Raw genomic sequence first — 20,443 nt, 5'->3', positions numbered from 1 at the left:
CTCAGCCTGCCGGCTGCAGCGGTCTTCTTTCATTCGGTCGGATGGTTTAGTTATACTTCGATCGAGCTGTCCACGTGGAGATTGTGTAATTTGATCGCGACCGGGTTGGCAATCGTGTCGCCTACCGGGCACTTGCTCTCCAGAAACTGAATGAATGCCTCGACTTTATCTCTCGGGGAGTCGGTTCGGATATGAAAGGAATAGCGAATGTCGGAGAATCCCGGCCGAACCTCCGAGCGGTTAAAGAAGCCGTCAAGATCGATGTCGCCTTCCACCTCGACGCGGAAATCGTCCAGCTTGACGTCAAACTTCGGGGCATATACTCTTGCTACAATCGATTGGCACGCGCCAAGCGAAGCGAGCAGCGCCTCGACCGGATTCAGCCCGGTATCCGTACCGCCCAAACTTGCCGGTTCATCGATAATTAATTCGAACTGTCTCGCGCGTGTGACGACTTTGACGCCTTCTTGCAAATGCGCCGTTGCCTTAAACGTTTGCACCGCTGCCATCGGACATCTCCCTCCGCGTACTAGATTTATTGGTGTAGGATTGAGCGAAGCATGACGCTCAATCTCTGTGATGTCATTATTCTTAGTAATATACTATGTATTGTAGGATTAAAGAACGGAGGTGTCAAATTATTCTTTTTTATGAAAATGGGAAGCGATTACGCATTCATCGGCGACACGGGAGCTGCGATCGTGAACAGCTCCGAATTTGTGATATCCTATTCACGACGCTTCGAACGATGATAATGGATAAGGGAGCAATAAGGGAGGTACGAGAGGATGGAAACCGAACTAACGCGTAAACTCAAGATTCAATATCCGATTCTTCAAGCTCCTATGGCAGGCGGTCCGACGACGCCGGACTTGGTGGCCGCCGTTTCGAATGCCGGAGGGTTAGGCAGTCTAGGTGCGGGATATTTAACGCCTGAACAAATCCGACACGCAGTAAGAGAGATTAAGCAGCGAACAGACCAGCCTTTCGGCGTTAACTTGTTCGTACCAGAGCCGTCTGTTCGTTCGGAAGAGAGCATTGCCGCCATGAATCGTTGTCTCGATCGCTATCGCAAGGAATTGGGGATTTCCTCCGATCCTATGCTTCCAGCATTCGTGGATACGTTTGAAGAGCAAGTACAGGTCGTGCTGGAAGAAAAGGTCGCCGTATTTAGCTTCACCTTTGGCATTCCGTCGCAAAATGTGATTAACGCGATGAGCCGGAACGGGATATTCGTCATCGGCACGGCCACGACCGTCGAAGAAGCCATAGCGTTAGAGCACGCCGGAGTCGACGCGATCACCGCTCAAGGAAGCGAGGCCGGCGGACACCGCGGATCGTTCTTGACGAGCGACGCGGACGCGCGGATCGGCACGATGGCGCTAGTTCCTCAAATTGTGGATCAGACGTCGGTGCCCGTTATCGCGTCGGGCGGCATCATGGATGGGCGCGGGCTTGTCGCAAGCCTGGCGCTAGGGGCTTCCGCCGTACAGATGGGCACCGCTTTTTTGGCTAGCCGCGAGAGTGGCGCCCATGCCCTCCACAAGCAGAAGATTCTTGCCTCCAACGAAGATTCAACCGAGGTGACGATTTTCTATTCGGGCAAGGCGGCGAGAGGCATTCTGACGGACTTTATGAGGGAGATGCGTCAGTATGAGGGGACGGTTCCCGACTATCCAATACAACACGCCTTGACCACCGACATACGCCGGGCGGCCGCCCAAGCGGGCAACCCGGAATACATGTCGTTGTGGGCCGGCCAAGGTCTTCGGTTAGCCCAAGATCTCACCGCCGCGGAAATCATGAAACAGAGCATGGACCAAGCCATCCTTTTGATCAGAAGCATGGGTAGTCTGGTTACGGTAGAGGAATGAACGGGGCGTCTTCGCGGGAAGAACGAAGCCTATGCATCGTCGGCACTCCAGCGGTCGGAACGTATAACATATGGCGGATGGGTCGCTTGCAGCAGCGAGCCCAACTGACCTATTCGTCTTGACGCTTGCGATACTGCAGCGGACTCATCCCGGTCCAGCGCTTGAATTGGCGGCTGAAGTGGGACAAATGCGCGTAGCCGAGCCGCTCGGCGATCGCCTTGAGCGATAAGTCTGGCTGCTGGATGAGAACTTTGGCTTCATGCAGCTTCAATTCCGACAAATACTGCCGGGGGGACAGGCCATATACCTTCCGAAACACCTCGAGCGCATAACCGGTGCTGATCCCAAGGGAGGCGGCGATCCGATCGATCCGAAACACCGGCGCTTCGTCATGTTCGCCGAATGGCGCATGCGGGTTGAAATTCGCTTTCATCGCTTCTGCGATCGCTTTGGCATACTGCACCGAAGCGGGGGCGACCGGATCGTGCGTGGTTGGCTTGTCGGCGGGCAAGGCAGTTTGGGCCAGCTTGCCGAGCAGCTCGAACAAACCGATCTGCAGCTGGAACCGGTCTTCGGTCGCATGCCCTCCGCCGCGCCGGACCATAGCCAGCCATTGGTCCAAGATAGGGCGAAGGCTCGCGTTCTCCGGAGTGGCTTGCTCGAATACGACCCGGTTATGCTTGATCATCTCCTGGCGCAGATGCGGATCGTCAACATTGAAATGCGTGCAGAAGTACCGCATCCCGTCCGCCGAATGGCATCGGTTCACGTGAGAGATGCCGGGGGGAATGAGCAGGATATCGCCTTCCTTCGCGATATAACGTCTGCCGCCCATGACCGTCTCTTGGCTGCCGGCAAGAATAAGGATAATCTCGAAGCCGATATGGGATTCCGGCGGCATCGCCCAATCCCGGCCGACTTGCTGCTCGTGTCCGCCGAACAGCTTCACGTTCCAATCGATCGCCGGCAGCCACTGCACGTCATGCTGCCAGTCGGGATAAGCGGGTGGTCTGTTCATGGTCATCCCTGCCTTGGATTTGGGTAAATTCTGCGTGGTTTGGACAATCGCTTGCCCGATGTACTTCAATTTATAATAAGAGCACATCATAGCGCAAGCAGCTATATAGCCAACCCTAGAACATCCTGGAGGTTAACGACCATGAATATATCGTCGATTCAATGGACCGCAAGTACGCAAGGCGCACGATGGACCTCGAAGCAAGCAGCTCCCTTGGGAGCGAACGATGGCTCGAATCTGACGCTGACGGAGGAGGCGTTTCAGACGGTCGAAGGATTTGGCGGTTGTTTCAACGAGCTTGGGTATGCGGCGCTTCAGCATTTGTCGGACAAGGGTCGCGGGGAGGTGCTGCACGCCCTGTTCCATCCCGAAGGCGAGCACCGCTTCAGCATCTGCCGCCTGCCGATCGGCGCCAGCGACTATGCGCTTGAATGGTACAGCCACAATGAGCATGACGGCGATTATGCGATGGAGCACTTCTCGATCGAGCGGGATCGCAAGTACTTGATTCCTTATATTAAAGAAGCGTTGAAGCTGAACCCGGACCTTACGCTATTCGCGTCGCCCTGGAGTCCGCCGACGTGGATGAAATTCCCGAAAGCCTACAACTATGGGACGCTCCGCTGGGAGAAGGACGTGCTCGAAGCGTATGCGCTCTACTTCGTCAAATTCGTCCAAGCGTACCGCGAGGAAGGCATCACGATCCATCAGATCCATGTGCAGAACGAAGTTGCGGCCGACCAGAAATTCCCTTCCTGCCTATGGACGGGCGAGCAGCTGAAGGAATTTATCCGCGATTACCTCGGCCCGGCTTTCGAGAAGCATGGGCTGGATACGGAGATTTGGCTTGGGACCATCAATGCGCCAGACCCATGGCAGGAGCTGACCAAAAAGACCACCTCGGATTACGACGTGTTCGCCGCCGTCGTGCTTAGCGACCCGGATGCGTACAAATACGTCAAAGGCGTCGGCTATCAATGGGCGGGCAAATACGCGATTCAGCGGACGGTGCAAAGCTATCCGGAGCTGCGGTATATGCAGACGGAGAACGAATGCGGCGACGGCAACAACACGTGGGACTATGCGAAGTACGTCTTTAACCTGTACCAGCATTATTTCACCAACGGCGTCAACGCCTATGTGTATTGGAATATGGCGCTCGAGCCGAAAGGCAGAAGTACGTGGGGCTGGGAGCAGAATGCCATGATCACCGTCGACCCGGCGTCCAAGCAGGCGGTGAATAATCCGGAGTTCTATGTCATGAAACATTTCGCGAACGCCGTCCGCCCGGGATCGAAGCGAATCGGACTGCGCGGGCCATGGGCCGGTCACGCCGTGGCGTTCCGGAATCCGGATGGCGAGACGGTAGTCGTCATCGCGAATCCGTTCAGGGATACGCGCGTACTGACGCTGTCGGATGGCGAAGACGAAGCCCGCTTCGAACTTGAACCCGAGTCGTTCCATACGATTAAATGGCCTAAATCATAATGACGAACAAACGCCTCCGCAATGCGGCGGCGTTTGTTTGACTAGGTGGAAGCAAAGCTCCCGCCTGTTGTGGTTTGCGGGGAAGAGTCCCTTTAATCGTAAGCTTTGTCCGTCAGGACAAAAGCGTGCTCCGTTCGAACCCCCCGCCGTCCACCACCTCTGCATACCTGCTCGAAAACGGGAGTCCAGAGGGCGAAGTCCTATGGTTCCCCTCAGCGGAGGGGGAAGGGGGAGGAGCTTACCAAGGGGGAGAGGGGGAATAATGTTGTCAAAATGGTTCCGACTACTCATCGATCCGTTCCGCCGAAGCATCCGAAACCGGCTGATTCTCACCATGGTGCTGTTGACCGTTCTGCCCACTTTGTCCGTGACGCTGCTGGCGGCCGAGAACAACCGGCGGACGTTGGAAGATGAAGTGATCAAGACGAATCTGTCCAATATGAAATGGACAGGTACATATCTGGGCGACCAGTTCGCGCAGCTGAATAATCTGATCTATTCGATGCTGATCAGTCCGAGCATGAATGCGTATTTATCGTCGGACGACAACGACGCCCTGGATTTCACGGAACAGCGGACGATTCTCGATACGCTGACCAGCTTGTTCTATTCCGCGGGCAATCATGTTCTCGGCGTGGAGCTGTATATGAAGGAGCGCCGCATGCTCCTTACGATCAATGCGAGTCAGAGCGATATCGACACCGTCCAAGGCATCCCGCCGAGATATGCGCAGCTGTTCGAGCGTCATGAGGACTTCACGATTGAGACGCAGGTTGACGATGCAAGCCGCTTCCAGCTGACGCGAAGTATCAACCGCTTCGAGAATCAGGAGAAAATCGGCGGAATTTCGCTATCCGTGCAGTGGGGCTTGTTCGATAAGACCATGGAACTGATCGGACGCGGCAACCTGCAGGATGTGATGATCGCGGACAAGGACGGCCGAATTATGTACCATCCGTCGCATACGCCGGTATCCGATGAAGCGATCCGGGTGATCGCCGCGAGCGGGAGCGAGCCTGCCTACGTCAAGACGGCGGGGGCATATGTGTTCACGAATGCGATCGATCCGATCGGCTTGAAGCTGGTGACGATCATCCCGAGGAGCGAGATTAACGAGAGCTCGCGTGCGACGGCGCATTACGGCTTCATTATCGGATTGATCTCCGCCGCCGTGTCGCTGCTCCTTGCCGTGCTGATTGCCTGGCGGATGGCCAAGCCGATCGTAACTTTGGTCCGATCCATGAGCGGTTTGAACTTGATCCGGGATACGGAGATGACGCCCGTCCGCCGATACGACGAGATCGGTCTGCTCGAGAACCGGCTGCAGCAGATGGCTCTGCGGATCCGGGAGCATATTAGGGTGGAATACAGCATCAATCTAGCACGCAAGACGGCGGAGCTGAAGGCGCTGCAGGCGCAAATCAACCCGCACTTCTTGCAGAATACGCTGCAATTGATCGGCAGCATGCTGTTCTCGAAGCAGCCGGCGGAATGCTACGAGGTCATTCGCTCGCTGAGCGATATGTTCCGCTACGTCATTCGCGAGCCGGAGGATCTCGCTTCTCTTCAAGCAGAACTCGGCCATCTGAGCAACTACATGCTCATCCAGGAGAAGCGGTTCGGGAACCGGCTTCGGTTCACGATGGAGGTGGAAGAGGCCGCTTGGGACAGCAAGCTGCCGAAGCTGACGCTTCAACCGATTGCCGAGAACGCGTTATTCCATGGACTGGAGCCGAAGAAAGGCCAGTGGGAGCTGGCGGTGACGGTGACGCGTGAGGACGGGCAAGTTGTGATTCGAATACGCGATAACGGTATCGGCGTTGTCCCCGAGAAATTGGCCGAGCTCCGCGCGCGGTTCCGCGAGTATTAAAACGGGCAGGTGTGGACGAGAGGCGAGCGGATCGGGCTGAATAACGTCGCCTCGCGGCTTCACATGCATTTTGGCGAAAGCTATGGCTTGACCATCGATAGCACGCGAGGAAGCGGAACGGTCGTAACCGTGCGTATTCCGGATCTGGGAGAGGAAGTGGCGCAATGGCGTACAACGTAATTCTTGTGGACGACGAGCAGTGGAACCGGGATCTGATCCGAACGTTGGGCCAGTGGGAGGCACATGGACTGCACGTCACCGGGGAAGCCGAAGATGGGGAAGAGGCGCTTAAGCTCGTTGCCGACGTCTTGCCGGATATCGTCATTACGGATATGCGAATGCCAGGCATGGATGGCGTCCAGCTGATGGAACAGATCCACTCGCGCTACCCCGGCATCAGGATCGTCGTCATTAGCGGCTATGACGACTTCAATTATTTGAAGCAAGCTATCCGGTACCAGGCCGTCGACTATTTGCTCAAGCCGGTCGATCCGAAGGAATTGAACGCGATACTGGGAAAGTGCGCGAAGGATCTTGCGGCAGCGGCGGCCAAGGCGACTGACCTTCCGCTTGACCTGTCGCTTGCGCTCGCCTCCTACAAACAGCTGCTGAGCAGACATTTCAACGAGCTGAATCCGAGCGGGATCCGCCAGACGATGGAACAAATTCGCGCTGAGCTTACGCGCAGAGACATGACGCAAGACTGGCAGCAAGAACGAATCGTCTCGCAGTTGATGCTTGCGCTGAAAGAGTCGATGAATGCGAATTCGCTGCCGGTCGAGGCCATTGAGCAGCTGGGTAAAGGCGTCGCGGCTGGCGAGACAACGCTGGGATTTATGGAAGAACAATATTTGACCGCGTTGGAGCAGCTCATTGCAACCCGCAAATTTAAAAATAAATTGAACGTGGAAGAGATCAAAACCTATATCGAACGGCATTTCGCCGAGAATGTGACGCTGGATCAGCTGGCCAAGGCATTCTTCGTCAGCAAGGAATACTTAAGCAAGGTGTTCAAGCAGGAGTACGGGCGCAATCTAACCGACTATATCCTACATCTGCGCATGGAGAAGGCGAAGGATTGGCTGCTGGACGAGCAGTTATCGATCAAGGCGGTCGCGGAGATGGCGGGTTACGAGGACGTGACGTACTTCTACCGGGTGTTCAAGAAGCATTATGGGGTTGCGCCAGGCGAGATGCGAAAACATAATCAGGTTTAATATTATCCAATGAAAGCGATTAATTCCGTCCAATTAAACGCTTTCATTCTTTTTATATAATGAAAGCGTAAACAACAAACAACAAACGAGCCAAACAAACGGGAGGTCGCAAATAGGATGAAGATGTGGAAAGGTGTTCTCACGACGGTAGTAGCGGCGACGATGCTGGCTGGATGCGCATCCAATAACGCGGGGACGAATGATGCGGCGAACACGGGCGGCGCAAGCGGTGAACAAGCTGCCAGCGGCAAAGCCGAGAGCGTCACGCTCAAGATGTTCATCGCACAGCCGCGTTTGAAGGAGCATTACGACAAATATATTGCAGACTTCACGGCCAAAGAGAAGGCGGAGAAAAACATCGACGTGTCGGTACAGCTCGAGATGCCGCCAGCCGACAACGCCTCGCAAATGCTGAAGACGCGCCTTGCGTCCAACGACGCGCCGGATATTTTCGCCGTGCACGCGATCAACGACATTCCTTCTTACTACAAAGCGGGCTATCTGGAAGATCTGACGAGCCAGCCATTCGTGGGCAAGCTCCTTGGTTCCGTGAAGCCGGCCGTGACATCGACTGACGGGAAGGTCGTCGCGGTTCCGCTCGAGACGCTCTCCTGGGGCTACCTGTACAATAAGAAGATTTTCGCCGATAACGGCCTGACGCCGCCGACGACGCTGACGGAGATGAAGGCGATCGTGGACAAACTGAAGACGGCGAATATTACGCCGTTCCTGCTCTCGTATAAGGAATCGTGGATTCCGCAGCTGTTCCTGCCGCTTGCGGCCGGTCAATTGATCAACAGCGACGACAAAGAGAAGGATTTCGTGGACCGCATGAACAACGACAAGGGCTCGTTCTCCGAGATGACGTCCATGTTCGACATCATTGACCTCGTCAACGCGAACGGCACGAACAAAGCGCTCGAGGTTGGCGGCGACGACGGCGCGGCGGCGTTCGCGCAGGGCAAAGCGGCCATGTGGATTCAAGGACCTTGGTATGCGGAGACGATTCTGAAATCCAATCCGGATCTGGACTTCGGCGTCGCGGCGCTGCCGATCAACGATAACCCGAACGCGACGATGATCAATCTGAGCGCCTCGACCTCGCTGGCCGTATCGAAGACGAGCAAGAATAAAGAAGTGGCGCTGGACTTCATCAACTACGTGCTCGACGACAAAGATTCGAACGCCTTCTTCCAAGCGCTGAAATTCAACCCGGTCGCGACCGTGCATACGTTCGAGAGCTATCCATGGGTGAATGACGCGACGGAATACGTGAAAGCGGGCAAGTCGTACCAAGACCCTGCAATTCCGCAAGCGGTGAAGGATGAAGTCGGCAAACAGCTGCAGTCGTATTATGCGGGCCAGGCGAACAAGGAAGATGTCATCAAGGCACTCGACAAAGCATGGAAATCGTTCAACAAAGTCAACAAATAAGAACAGTCAAATTGCAAAGAAGGGCGGAGGAGAGCTCCCGAGCTTGCCTCCGCCTCTTCAACAACATAGAGCTTGCACAACCGCCAGAGGGGAGATTGCCATGCCATCGAACATCTTGAAGAAATATGTATCGCTGCTCGCCTTCACGGCGCCGGCGCTGATCCTGTACGTGATCTTCCTGCTCATTCCGACGATCGGAGGCATGTATTACAGCTTCACGGATTGGAACGGGCTGAACCGCGACTATGATTTCATCGGCTTTGGCAACTTCGCGGAAGCGCTCACGGAAGATCCCGACTTCGTCAACTCGTTATGGTTCACGCTTAAGTACGTCATCTTCATGATCGTGCTGCAGAACGCGATTGCTCTTCTGCTTGCCGTCTTCATTGAATCCCGCAAGAAGAGCAGAGGATTCTTCCGCACGATTTTCTTCATGCCGAATATGATCAGCACGATCATCAGCGCCTTCATGTGGACGTTCGTGTTCACGCAAGTGCTGCCGCAAATCGCGGAGAAAACAAGCATGCTGTTCCTCGACCAATCGTGGATCGGCGATCCGAAATATTCGTTCGTCTCTATTCTGATTGTCTCGCTGTGGAACGGCGTCGGCTACATGATGATCATTTACTTGGCCGCGCTGCAGGGTGTGCCGCAAAGCTTGAAGGAGGCGGCGATCATCGACGGGGCGAATGCGTTCCAGACGTTCCGGAGCGTCACGGCCCCGATGATCACACATGCGATTACGATCTGTCTGTTCCTGACGCTGAACGGCGCTTTTAAAGTATTCGAGGTTATCTTCGGCCTCACCGGAGGCGGTCCGGGCCGCAGCACGCAAGCCATTACGATGAACATCTACGAGGAAGCGTTCTCGAACAATTTCCGGTACGGCTATGCGAGCGCCAAGTCCGTCATTCTGTTCCTCTTCATTCTCCTGTTCACGTTCATCCAGGTTGCAGTCATGAAGCGGAAAGAGGTGGAAGCATGAGAATGAAATCGTTAAGTTCCATCCTCGTTCTGCTCGCCTTGTCGGTCGGCGCCGTATTCTCGCTCTTCCCGATCTACATGGCGGTCGTCAATTCGTTCAAGACGCAAGGGGAAATGTTCGAATCGTTCATCTCGCTGCCGACGTCGCTCCATTTTGAGAACTACTCGGACGCGTTTACCAAAATCAATTTGCTGAATAGCTCGTGGAACTCGGCCGTCATCTCGATTCTTGGCATCGGCGGCATCGTCGTCTGCGCTTCGCTTGCCGGGTATAAGCTGTCCCGGACGAGCGGGAAGCTCAGCAATTTCATCTTCTTCCTGTTCATCGCTTCGATGCTCGTCCCGTTCCATTCCATTATGATTCCGCTCAACCGGATGGCGAATGCGCTTCATGTACAAGGCAGCACGTACGGCCTTGCACTCATCTACATCGGGCTTGGCGTGAACATGGCGATCTTCCTGTACCACGGATTCGTGAAGTCGATTCCTAGAGAACTGGAAGAATCGGCGCAGATCGATGGCTGCAACCAGTTCCAGACGTTCTTCCTGATCATCTTCCCGCTGCTCGTGCCGATTACCGTTACGATCGCGATTCTGGATTTCCTGTGGATCTGGAACGACTTCCTGCTACCGCTGCTCATGCTGACCGACGTGAGCAAATACACGCTCATCCTGTCGACCAACATGCTGTTCGGCGAGTACAACAAAGAGTGGTCGCTCATTCTGGCGGCGCTAGTCCTGACCGCGATTCCGGTCGTCGTCATCTATGCGTTCTTCCAGCGGTTCATCATGCACGGCATTGCGGAAGGCGCGGTTAAAGGCTAACGAAAAAAGCATGGAGGCGAGGGGACCGGCACCATGGAAAAATTGCTTTACGGCGTGGCGTACTACGATGAATATATGCCTTATGACCGATTAGCCGAAGATATCCGCATGATGAAGGAAGCCGGCATTAACGTCGTCCGTATTGCCGAATCCACTTGGAGTACGCATGAGCCGCAGAACGGCGTCTTCGATTTCGGCTCTGTCGACTGCGTGTTGGACGCCATGCACGAAGCGGGCATTCGCGTCATCGTCGGCACGCCGACCTATGCCATCCCGACCTGGATGGTGAAGGAACATCCGGAAGTGCTGGCCGAGACGCCGCGCGGCCCAGGTCGTTACGGCGCTCGCCAGATTATGGACATCACGAACAAGACCTATTTGTTCTACTCCGAGCGGATTATCCGTAAGTTGATTGGCCACGTAAAGGATCATCCGGCTATTATCGGCTACCAGACCGACAACGAGACCAAGTATTACGATACGGCCGGTCCGAACGTACAGCATCAGTTCATCAAATATATGCGGGAAATCTACGGAAATCTGGATGTCGTGAATGCCAAGTTCGGCTTGGATTACTGGAGCAATCGCATTAACAGCTGGGAGGACTTCCCGTCCGTCGTCGGCACGATCAACGGCAGCCTTGGCGCCGAATTCGCCAAGTTCCAGCGCGGCCTCGTGACGAAGTTCCTCGCCTGGCAAGCCGATCTCGTGCGCGAATATAAGAAGCCCGACCAATTCGTCACGCAGAACTTCGACTTCGAATGGCGCGGGTATTCCTACGGCATCCAGCCGTCGGTCGATCATTTCGCGGCTTCGCAGACGTTCGATATCGCAGGGGTAGATATTTATCACCCCTCGCAGGATAAGCTGACCGGCATTGAAATCTCGTTCGGCGGCGATATGACCAGATCGCTCAAGGGTGCGAACTATCTCGTCCTCGAGACGCAGGCGCAAGCCTTCCCGGATTGGACACCGTTCCCTGGGCAGCTGCGGCAGCTCGCCTTCAGCCACTTGGCCTCCGGGGCGAACATGGTCGCCTACTGGCATTGGCACTCGATTCACAACTCGGCCGAGACGTATTGGAAAGGGCTGCTGAGCCACGACTTCTTGCCGAACCCGGTCTACAATGAAGCGAAGACGATCGGACGTGATTTCGAGCGGCTGAGCGAGCATCTCGTCGATCTGAAGAAGCGCAGCGACGTAGCCGTGATGGTCAGCAACGAAGCGCTCACGGCGATGGAATGGTTCAAGCTGCCCGGCGGCAAGACGTACAACGACGTCGTCCGCTGGATGTATGACGAGCTGTACAAGCTGAACGTCGGCTGCGATTTCATCCATGCAACGAGCGACAAGCTGGACGATTACAAGCTCGTTGTCGTGCCGGCGCTGTATGCGGCATCGGACGAGACGCTGGAACGACTGAACGAATTCGTACGCAAGGGCGGGCATGTTGTCTACTCCTTCAAGACCGGCTTCACGGACGAAATCGTCAAAGTACGCACGTCGCAGCAGCCTGGCTTGATCCATGAAGCATGCGGCGTCTCGTACAGCTTGTTCATCGAGCCGTCCAACGTCACCTTGAAAGGCGATCCGCTGGGCATCGGCGCCGAGGCTGGCGGCGTGCATACGTGGATGGAGCTGCTGACGCCGGGTACGGCGGATGTACTAGCCTATTACGAGCATCCGCATTGGGGCCAATATGCCGCCATTACGCGCAATAGCTATGGCGAAGGCCAAGCCACCTATATCGGCTGCATGACGACCCCTGAGGTGATGAACCGCGTCCTAGCAGGCGCGTTGAAGGAAGCGGGCCTATGGGGAACCGATCAGGCGCTGGCGTTCCCGCTCATCGTGAAGAGCGGCATCAATAAGCAAGGGCGCACCGTGCGGTACTATTTCAACTATTCGAGCGAACCTGTCGCGTTCGACTATTCGCATGGCGCGGCGGTCGAATTGCTCGCCGATGAACCGGCAATAGCAGGGCAACAGCTCACGATCGAACGGTGGGGCGTAAAGATTATCGTGGAATAGACGTGCACGCGTTTCCAATCACCTAAGAGGCCCCATACAGACAGCCGGTTCGCGCGATCGGCTGTTTTTGTCATGCGCAAGCACGCCCGGGGTGGGCAGCGACATATAGTGGAGGGAATCTATACGAAATGGGGAAGTACCTGTGTATTATAGACAACCATATGATCAGACCGGCTGGGGTTTACGTCAAACGGGTATGCCGCTGCCTTATACCGCGCTTCAGGAGTCGCTCCAGCTTATTCAGGCGACGGCGAATGCGGAAAGCAACACGGAGTCGTTCTTTCGCAAGCTTATCGAGCTGGCGCCATCCGAAGAGGCGCGAGGGATCATAACTTCCATCCGGGACGATGAACGCAAGCACCTGAACATTCTCCGCGAAATCTATGCGGCTTTCACGGGACGGGATGTTCAGGTGACCGCGCCGATTACGATGTATAAGGACGTTACCTCCTATGAGGAAGGTTTGAAGGAAGCCTTATTTAACAAATGGGCTACAGAACAGCGCGCAGGGAGCATTCTGGCCGCCATGCCTACGGGGTACTATCAAAATTTGCTAGCCAAAATCGCAATCGACAACGTGGCGATAAGTTCAAAATGGAACTATTTGCTCTCAGCGCTTCGCCGCTAACAGGGGACGGCTTCCCGCAAGTCAAAGAGAGCGGCGGAAGCCGCCTCTCTTATCTGGGAGATTGCTTAACTGATAGATAGGCTCAAAGCATTCGTTCGTGGAGTCAAGGATATTGTCGCGCTCGGGGGATACGCTGGACAAGCCGGAATCGGATCCTCCCGGTCCAACTTCTAATTTGGAACAATCCCCGCGACGTCTTCTTGAGAATTCTGCAGAAAGGCCCCAGCCTGAATCTTCGTAGGAATCCACCTCATCTTCGTAATAAAACCCATAACCCCCCTATTTTTTGAAGCTATATAATGAACGAAAAGCTGGGGATTTCAAGCACATACGCACGCTATGGGGGCCAATTGGATGATGCATCGTCTGTACAAACTCAATCTCAAGAAACAATTCGTCCTCTTTTTTCTTTCCTTGATTGTCCTGCCCATTCTGCTAGCCTTCTGGATTGTGTCCGTTAAGGTGACCTCGATCACGGAGAGACAAATGGGCGATACGTTGTTTCAATTGGTGAAAGCAAGTCATCTCACGTTGGACGAGGTGATCGCCTCGGTGGATGGCACGACCGAGAAGCTGCTGATTTCGCCGGAGATTCGGCGTATGCTGGACGACGCCAATCATTCGGAATACGACCGCCTTCAAGAATACCTTGCGCTGGATCAGCTTCTGGCCAGCTATTCTTCGCCCAACTCCGTTCATTTCTCCGTCTTTATTCCTGATCTTGCGACGCGGTATACGTTCGCCCCGGCTTCGGACGTGAAACCAGGCGGCGTATTCTTCTCCTGCGACACGCTGCCCGGAAGCTGGTTCCAAGATGCGCTTAGCGCGCGGGGCAACGGGATGATCCGTATCCTCGATAAGCCGGGCGACAACAAGAGCAGCGTGAAGACGGCCGCCTACGTGAGAGGGATGAACATCAACCACAATACGGACCAGCCGACCGGCGTGCTCGTGATGACGGGCTTGCAAGTACTCCTTCAACGAAATATGCAATCGCTGCGGATTCCAAGCGGCGGCCAAATCGTGCTGCTCGATAAGGACAACGCCGTCTTAGCCGTGGATGCCGCCAATCTCAAGGTGGGCGAGCGCCTTCCCCTGCCACAGCCCGTAATCAGCTCCAATAATGGCGTGTTCATGGCGCGCGAAGGGAAGGAGTCTTGGCTGTACGCTTATCATACTAGCCCGGAGAGCGACACGAAGCTGCTCTTCAAAATTCCGCGTCAATCCATAATCGGCGAGCATGAGGGAATCAGACAGTTGTTCAATATGCTGATGATTGTCTACTTCTTTATTTTGCTGCTCGCTAGTTTATACTTCATCCGGCATATTCTTAGTCCGTTGTCACGCTTGACGCGACTGACGCGCTCGTTCGAACCGGGAAGAACGCTGGGCAATGAGATGCTGCTTGATCGACATGACGAGATTGGCATGCTGAATCAGTCGTTCATCGAGATGACGAAACGCCTTAACCAAACGATCCACGACAAGTACATACTGGAGCTGAAGCATAAGGAATCGGAGCTCGCCCTGCTGCATTCCCAAATTAATCCTCACTTGTTATACAACACGTTGGAATCGATTCACTGGCGGATTATGCTGGAGGGCGGCAAGGAGTCGGCGGAGATGGTCCGCGACCTATCGCTGCTCATGCGCATCGGCCTCAGCAAAGGAGAGAAGCTGATCCCGATCGAAGAAGAACTCAAGCATGTCGAGGCGTACATTCGCCTTCAGTTGAACCGGTATAACTATGCGTTTGCCGTCGACTGGGACATCGCGGACGAAGCCAAGTCCGTGATGATTCCGAAAGTCATTCTTCAGCCTTTGGTCGAAAACGCGATCTTCCATGGCATTCGCAAAATGGGCAGCGACGGAAGACTGCGCATAACGCTGCGCGCGCAAGACGAACGCCTGCATATTACGATCGCGGACAATGGTTATCAGGCGGTCGATATCGCGAAGCTCAATGCGATCTTGGAAGGCAAGCTGCCTCACGAAGGATATGGGATGTTGAACGTGCATCGTCGAATCCGGCTTCATTTTGGCGACGCATACGGATTGTCCTACAAACAGATGCCCGCTGGCGGTACGCAGGCCGTTATTGTCATTCCCCTAAAAACCGCCGCAGCAGACGACTAGCAGGAGGTAACCATGTACAACGTGTTGATCGTGGACGATGAACCGATGATCTGCGATGGGGTAGCGATGGCGCTAAGAGGAGCCGACATGGAGATTGGCGAGATCTACATCGCGCACAACGGTTACGAGGCGCTCGACTATATCCGTCTGGAACGAATCGATCTCTTAATAACGGATATTCAAATGGAGCACATGACGGGTCTTGAGCTGATCGAAACGATATTCGCGGAGCATGCGACGATTCCCGTCGTGGTGCTGTCGGCGCACGGAGAGTTCAATTATGCGCAGAAGGCGATTCGGCTGGGGGTCAAAGAATATTTGGTCAAACCGGTCGTTCCGAGCGAACTCGTCCGGATTGCCGGCGCGTTGATCCAGGAGCGGAATTCGCAGCTTCGGGATCAATCGGAAGCAGCTTTCAGGCAGAAGTATTCGCTTGCGGCGCTGCCGGCGAACTACGACCAAATATTGACCGAGATGACGTCTGAAGGACTGCGCGAAGCGGAGCTTGCGGCGGTACTCGCGCATTGGGGCCGCCGGTTGCGCGGTCCTTATTTCGCCATGCTGGTCATTAAGCTCGAGATCGTAAGTTCCGGGTTCCTGGGGAACGCGATCGATCTGAGAGACCGGAATCTGCTGCGATATGCGGCGAGGAACGTCGTGGAAGAGACATTGGAAGGTTGGTCGCCGCTCGTCTTTGCCTGCAGCAATCAGCACATCGCCGTCGTCCTCCAATATGAACAAGACGAAAGTGACGCTTCGGATCGACTCAATGAGCGAATGATGATCGCCCGGATCGTGCACGGCAATCTGCTTCAATATCTCAACATGGCCAATGCGGTCGGCATGAGCCGGGTGAAGGAAGGCGCTGCAAGCTGGCCGGAACTATCGCGGGAGGCGCACGAGGCGTTAAGCTGGAGCCGGGTTCATCCGGAGCATGCCGTGTTTGCCATTGAGGATGTAGAGCGATTATCGCGTAACCCCGCCATCAATGGGAATCAAGACCGGTTGAACGCGGCCGCGGTTCCGGATACCCATGCCGTTATCCAACATGCCAAACAGTATATTGAAGCCCATTATCGCAGGAAAGGATTGAAGCTGCAGGAGATTGCCGATGCCGTCTACGTGACGCCGAATTATTTGAGCTTCTTATTCAAGAAGTCGATGGGCTGCAATCTATGGGACTATGTGACGCGGCTTAGGATGGAGGAAGCCAAGCGGCTGCTGCAATCGACGGACATGCGCAGGTACGAGGTTTCGGACTACGTCGGCTACGACTCGCCGGAACATTTCGGCAAATTGTTCAAGAAATTCTTCGGCGTCAATCCGACCGACGTGAAGTAGAAGCGGGCAGATCAAGTCGAAGATCGTAAGTTAGCACCTCACTCCCGATATATCGCACCTCGAAGCAAAAGGGGGATCTCCCCTACAATAAAGGTGTAAGCAAATACAGCGAAATGCGAGGGGTTAGTTCATGAATTCTAAAGGTAAAAACAAACGCATGCTGTTGTTCGGCAGCTTGGCCATGATCGTACTTATGACGGGATGCGCCAGCAAGACGAACACCGGTAATACCGAGGCGAACGCGAAGACGAATACGAAGACGGAGAATGCTGCAGGAGCGTCCAACGGAGGGGGCACCGAAGAAGCGCCCGCCGAGAAAGTCAGCATCGTCGCCTATGCGTACCCGCCGGACAAGACGGCGGAGAATGCGGCATTGGATGCGCGGATCAAACGGTTCATGGAGAAGAACCCGAACGTTACGATTACGCCGAAATACTGGAAATACGAGAACTCGGAAATCGCGATCAAAATGGCGTCGAATAGCGCGCAAACCGAATTTACGACGTGGGCGACCGAAGGCAAGCTGCTGACCGACAAGAAGTGGATTGCCGATCTGACCGATTACATGGCGACTTGGCCGTACGCGAAGGACTTGAACGCATTCGCGACCAAGCCTTACGTGATCGAAGGCAAGACGTACGGCATTCCGATCGATGCGTACGGCATGACGATTACCGTCAACAAGAAGATTTTCGAAGATAAAGGCGTGCCGCTCCCGCCGATGGATTGGACGATGGAGGAATTCATCGAGGCAGCCAAAGCGGTGAACGATCCGGCGAAAGGCATTGCGGGCTTCATCCCGATGGGCAAAGGCACGGAGGCCGGCTGGAACTGGACGAACTTCCTCTATACGGCGGGCGGCGAAATTCAGACCGTGGCCGATGGCAAGGTAACGGCGGCGTTCAATAGCGAAGCTGGCTTGAAAGCGCTTCAGTTCTACAACGATCTGAAGGTTGCCAACGTCATTCCGAAGCAATGGGCGCTCGGTTACGGCGATGCGCTGTCGATGTTCAACCAAGGACGCGGCGCGATGGTCATGTGCGGCAGCGGCAACGCTTTGGACGGCGCGATCAATCAAGGGGGCATCTCCAAGGATGACGTCCTGATCTATCCGATTCCTTCCGTGACCAAGGGCGGCAAGCACATCGGCGTGGCCGGCGGCAACTACAAAGTCATCAACGGTCTGGCCGACAAAGCGCAGCAGAAAGCCGCATTCGATTTCGTGGTCGACGAATACTTCACGCAAGAATATTTGGACGCGATCGATCAACAAATCGTGGATCAAAAATCCAAAAAACAAGTGTACGTGCCGCAATTAATCAACTACTGGAACGACGATTCCGAGTACGGCAAGAAATATCAAGCCGTTCTGGACAAGCACGACAACGTCTACAAGTATTCCCCGGAACTGATCAAGCTGATGGAATCGAAGCCGGAAGCGACGTATGAGACGCAAGCCTTCTATGCCGAGATGGCGAACGTCATTCAGAAAGTGTTGATCAGCAAAGGCGAGCTGGATCTGCAAAAGCTGCTGGACGACGCGGCGGCCAAGGTTCAGAAGGAAAACTTCGATAAAGTAAAAGTGCAATAATATTACCGGTACGACAGGGGGACCGAGCGGACAATGCTAGGGCGTCCCCCTTTATATTGCCCGAACGGGCGAATGCGGCGGAAAGGGATGAGGAGGTTTATGGCGACGCAAGTTCAAGCACAGGCGAAAGCGAAAGCGGAAGCGCCACTTGCTAACGTGAGCCTGAGCAGGCGAGCGAAAAAATATGTGTGGGGAAGTTTGTTCCTTCTGCCGGCAGTTTTGGTTTTTCTATTATTTCTATGGGTTCCGATCGCCAAAGGGATCGGGTACAGCTTCTATCAGGTCGATTTCGTCAGTGGGAACACGTTCATCGGACTACAAAATTATAAAGATGTGCTCGGCAACCCCGACTTCTACACGGCGATCAAAAACACGCTGTATTACATGGGATTGGCGCTCGTCGTCGGCTTCTGGGTGCCGATCGCGATGGCGATCGGAGTCTCGGAGCTGAAGTGGTTCCAGGGTCCGGCCCGCATCATCGGGTATTTGCCCAGCATTATCCCGGCCATCGTCCTCTATGGCATGTGGCAGTGGTTCTACGATCCGATCGGCCCGATCAATTCCTTTCTGAATTTCGTGGGATTGCCGAGCTTTGATTTCTACAGCAAAGAACACGCTATGTTCTCTCTCGTGATCTTGGAAACGTGGCAAAATTTCGGGAGCGCAACATTGATCTATATTGCCGGACTATCTGCCATTCCGAAGGATACGTATGAAGCGGCAGAGCTGGACGGCGCAGGCGTATGGGGAAGGATCCGGTACGTAACTCTTCCAGGCATCAAAAATCTCATTCTGCTGCTGCTCGTGCTTCAGCTGATTTCCACCTCGCAAGCGTTCCAGTCCCAGCTGCTCATGTTCGGCGGCGGTCCGGATAACGGCACGTTAACGTATTTGCTGCTGACGACGCGTGAGGCGTTCACCTACTTCAACTTTGGCAAAGCGAGCGCGATGGGCGTCTTGATGTTCGTGTTCTTGGTCGGATTCTCGCTGCTCACGATGAAACTCAGAAAAGGAGGCGACGAAGAATGAAGTCCGATCAGGATCGGGCGATTATGTCCCGCTATGATTTTCGCAATCCGATCGTCAAACTCATCTACGGGTTCGTGGTGCTGGCGATCGCGCTCATTTCGTTGTCGATGCTCTATCCGTTCGTCAATACCGTGCTCAACTCGCTCAAATCGACGGAGGAGTTCTTCGAATTCCCCGCGCCATTCTTCCCGAGCGAGTGGCACTGGAGCAACTATAAGGAATCGTTCTCGTATTTGAACATCCTGCTGTATTTCAAGAATACGGTGCTGATCTTCGTAGGCAACACCGTTTTCTCAATGGTGGTCCTCGGCTTGGCCGCCTACAGTTTGTCGCATATGCAGGTACCGTTCAAAAAAGGGGTGACGTTGTATTTCATGTGCACCCTGCTGATTCCGGCCGCGTCGTACTTGATTCCGAACTTCTTGAACCTGAAGGATTTGGGTCTACTTAACCAATACTGGGCGTTCTGGCTGCCGGCAGGCGCCAACGCGTTCTATCTGATGCTGCTGAAAAACTTCTTCGACGGCATCCACAAGGAAATGCTGGAGGCAGCGCGGATCGATGGCGCTTCCGATCTGCGCTGCTTCGCGAATATTGCGGTGCCCCTCTCCGTACCGATTCTGATTACGATTACGCTGCTCGGTTTCTCCACGACTTGGAACGACTTCTACTGGTCGAGCTTGGTCATGCAGGAGGACAAACAGCCACTCGCCGCAGCGATCTATACGAAGATTATTTATGCCGGCTCCACGATCAACTGGAACGTGCGGTTCGCGATTCTGTCGATGACGCTGCTGCCGCCGGCCGTTCTGTTCCTCTTCTTCCAGAAGTATATCGTGGGCGGACTTAGCGCAGGCGCGGTCAAAGGATAGAAGCTAATTCGCCGAAACAACGGCAGCACCATGACGATGGGCCCCGAACATGGACGTTTGGCGGCTCACGTCGAATGGCGTGTGGTTAGCAGGTCAGCATGATCT

General features: G+C 54.7%; 16 protein-coding genes. 14 read left to right on the top strand and 2 right to left on the bottom strand.

The window, feature by feature from the left end; all coding sequences use genetic code 11:
- Positions 1–50: 50 nt before the first annotated feature.
- A complete protein-coding gene (locus tag ACFFSY_RS18290; RefSeq protein WP_377496652.1) occupies positions 51–509 on the bottom strand; it encodes an OsmC family protein in 459 nt (152 codons plus the stop codon).
- A 279-nt stretch (positions 510–788) separates the two neighbouring features.
- Here ACFFSY_RS18290 and ACFFSY_RS18285 point away from each other — a divergent pair, with 279 nt between their 5' ends.
- Positions 789–1,874, top strand: coding sequence for an NAD(P)H-dependent flavin oxidoreductase (locus ACFFSY_RS18285; RefSeq protein ID WP_377496650.1), 1,086 nt, complete (start codon positions 789–791; stop codon positions 1,872–1,874).
- 109 nt (positions 1,875–1,983) lie between these two features.
- Here the strand turns inward: ACFFSY_RS18285 and ACFFSY_RS18280 are convergent, their stop codons facing one another.
- Positions 1,984–2,892, bottom strand: a complete 909-nt coding sequence (locus tag ACFFSY_RS18280; protein ID WP_377496648.1) for an AraC family transcriptional regulator — start codon at positions 2,890–2,892, stop codon at positions 1,984–1,986.
- Positions 2,893–3,033: 141 nt separating this feature from the next.
- Between ACFFSY_RS18280 and ACFFSY_RS18275 the strand changes: the two genes are divergently transcribed.
- From ACFFSY_RS18275 to ACFFSY_RS18215, 13 genes are all read left to right on the top strand, one after another.
- Entirely contained in the window at positions 3,034–4,380 is a 1,347-nt protein-coding gene (locus ACFFSY_RS18275; RefSeq protein ID WP_377496646.1) for a glycoside hydrolase family 30 protein, read from the top strand.
- Positions 4,381–4,642: 262 nt separating this feature from the next.
- Positions 4,643–6,250 carry a sensor histidine kinase gene (locus tag ACFFSY_RS18270; protein ID WP_377496644.1) on the top strand — a complete coding sequence of 536 codons (1,608 nt, stop codon included), beginning with the start codon at positions 4,643–4,645 and terminating at the stop codon, positions 6,248–6,250.
- 164 nt (positions 6,251–6,414) lie between these two features.
- Positions 6,415–7,467 carry a response regulator gene (locus tag ACFFSY_RS18265; protein WP_377496642.1) on the top strand — a complete coding sequence of 351 codons (1,053 nt, stop codon included), beginning with the start codon at positions 6,415–6,417 and terminating at the stop codon, positions 7,465–7,467.
- 117 nt (positions 7,468–7,584) lie between these two features.
- Positions 7,585–8,901, top strand: coding sequence for an ABC transporter substrate-binding protein (locus tag ACFFSY_RS18260; protein ID WP_377496640.1), 1,317 nt, complete (start codon positions 7,585–7,587; stop codon positions 8,899–8,901).
- Positions 8,902–9,001: 100 nt separating this feature from the next.
- The gene (locus tag ACFFSY_RS18255) at positions 9,002–9,886 is read left to right on the top strand and encodes a carbohydrate ABC transporter permease (protein WP_377496638.1); all 885 of its coding nucleotides are present in this window, start codon (positions 9,002–9,004) and stop codon (positions 9,884–9,886) included.
- Positions 9,883–10,710, top strand: a complete 828-nt coding sequence (locus tag ACFFSY_RS18250) for a carbohydrate ABC transporter permease (RefSeq protein ID WP_377496636.1) — start codon at positions 9,883–9,885, stop codon at positions 10,708–10,710. The genes ACFFSY_RS18255 and ACFFSY_RS18250 overlap by 4 nt, the downstream gene beginning before the upstream one ends.
- 33 nt (positions 10,711–10,743) lie before the next feature.
- Positions 10,744–12,741, top strand: a complete 1,998-nt coding sequence (locus ACFFSY_RS18245; protein WP_377496634.1) for a beta-galactosidase — start codon at positions 10,744–10,746, stop codon at positions 12,739–12,741.
- 142 nt (positions 12,742–12,883) lie between these two features.
- Positions 12,884–13,369, top strand: coding sequence for a hypothetical protein (locus ACFFSY_RS18240; protein ID WP_377496632.1), 486 nt, complete (start codon positions 12,884–12,886; stop codon positions 13,367–13,369).
- 354 nt (positions 13,370–13,723) lie between these two features.
- A complete protein-coding gene (locus ACFFSY_RS18235; protein WP_377496630.1) occupies positions 13,724–15,505 on the top strand; it encodes a cache domain-containing sensor histidine kinase in 1,782 nt (593 codons plus the stop codon).
- A 12-nt stretch (positions 15,506–15,517) separates the two neighbouring features.
- Positions 15,518–16,846: a response regulator transcription factor gene (locus tag ACFFSY_RS18230; protein WP_377496628.1), complete on the top strand. Its 1,329-nt coding sequence runs from the start codon at positions 15,518–15,520 to the stop codon at positions 16,844–16,846.
- Between the two features lie 130 nt (positions 16,847–16,976).
- The gene (locus tag ACFFSY_RS18225) at positions 16,977–18,437 is read left to right on the top strand and encodes an ABC transporter substrate-binding protein (protein WP_377496626.1); all 1,461 of its coding nucleotides are present in this window, start codon (positions 16,977–16,979) and stop codon (positions 18,435–18,437) included.
- 99 nt (positions 18,438–18,536) lie between these two features.
- Entirely contained in the window at positions 18,537–19,466 is a 930-nt protein-coding gene (locus ACFFSY_RS18220; RefSeq protein ID WP_377496624.1) for a carbohydrate ABC transporter permease, read from the top strand.
- A complete protein-coding gene (locus tag ACFFSY_RS18215; RefSeq protein ID WP_377496621.1) occupies positions 19,463–20,338 on the top strand; it encodes a carbohydrate ABC transporter permease in 876 nt (291 codons plus the stop codon). Before ACFFSY_RS18220 ends, ACFFSY_RS18215 begins: the two co-directional genes overlap by 4 nt.
- Positions 20,339–20,443: the final 105 nt, after the last annotated feature.

Origin of the sequence: Paenibacillus aurantiacus (genome assembly GCF_042431225.1) — a bacterium.
GTDB lineage: Bacteria > Bacillota > Bacilli > Paenibacillales > Paenibacillaceae > Paenibacillus_Z > Paenibacillus_Z aurantiacus.
This window is presented reverse-complemented; position numbering and strand designations above follow the sequence as displayed.

Excerpts from the sequence above, each read along its gene's own strand:
- ACFFSY_RS18215 (WP_377496621.1), top strand. The coding sequence starts at position 19,463 with ATGAAGTCCGATCAGGATCGGGCGATTATGTCCCGCTATGATTTTCGC.
- ACFFSY_RS18280 (WP_377496648.1), bottom strand. The coding sequence starts at position 2,892 with ATGAACAGACCACCCGCTTATCCCGACTGGCAGCATGACGTGCAGTGG.
- ACFFSY_RS18260 (WP_377496640.1), top strand. The coding sequence starts at position 7,585 with ATGAAGATGTGGAAAGGTGTTCTCACGACGGTAGTAGCGGCGACGATG.
- ACFFSY_RS18255 (WP_377496638.1), top strand. The coding sequence starts at position 9,002 with ATGCCATCGAACATCTTGAAGAAATATGTATCGCTGCTCGCCTTCACG.
- ACFFSY_RS18290 (WP_377496652.1), bottom strand. The coding sequence starts at position 509 with ATGGCAGCGGTGCAAACGTTTAAGGCAACGGCGCATTTGCAAGAAGGC.
- ACFFSY_RS18225 (WP_377496626.1), top strand. The coding sequence starts at position 16,977 with ATGAATTCTAAAGGTAAAAACAAACGCATGCTGTTGTTCGGCAGCTTG.
- ACFFSY_RS18245 (WP_377496634.1), top strand. The coding sequence starts at position 10,744 with ATGGAAAAATTGCTTTACGGCGTGGCGTACTACGATGAATATATGCCT.
- ACFFSY_RS18285 (WP_377496650.1), top strand. The coding sequence starts at position 789 with ATGGAAACCGAACTAACGCGTAAACTCAAGATTCAATATCCGATTCTT.
- ACFFSY_RS18275 (WP_377496646.1), top strand. The coding sequence starts at position 3,034 with ATGAATATATCGTCGATTCAATGGACCGCAAGTACGCAAGGCGCACGA.
- ACFFSY_RS18265 (WP_377496642.1), top strand. The coding sequence starts at position 6,415 with ATGGCGTACAACGTAATTCTTGTGGACGACGAGCAGTGGAACCGGGAT.
- ACFFSY_RS18235 (WP_377496630.1), top strand. The coding sequence starts at position 13,724 with ATGATGCATCGTCTGTACAAACTCAATCTCAAGAAACAATTCGTCCTC.
- ACFFSY_RS18250 (WP_377496636.1), top strand. The coding sequence starts at position 9,883 with ATGAGAATGAAATCGTTAAGTTCCATCCTCGTTCTGCTCGCCTTGTCG.
- ACFFSY_RS18270 (WP_377496644.1), top strand. The coding sequence starts at position 4,643 with ATGTTGTCAAAATGGTTCCGACTACTCATCGATCCGTTCCGCCGAAGC.
- ACFFSY_RS18230 (WP_377496628.1), top strand. The coding sequence starts at position 15,518 with ATGTACAACGTGTTGATCGTGGACGATGAACCGATGATCTGCGATGGG.
- ACFFSY_RS18220 (WP_377496624.1), top strand. The coding sequence starts at position 18,537 with ATGGCGACGCAAGTTCAAGCACAGGCGAAAGCGAAAGCGGAAGCGCCA.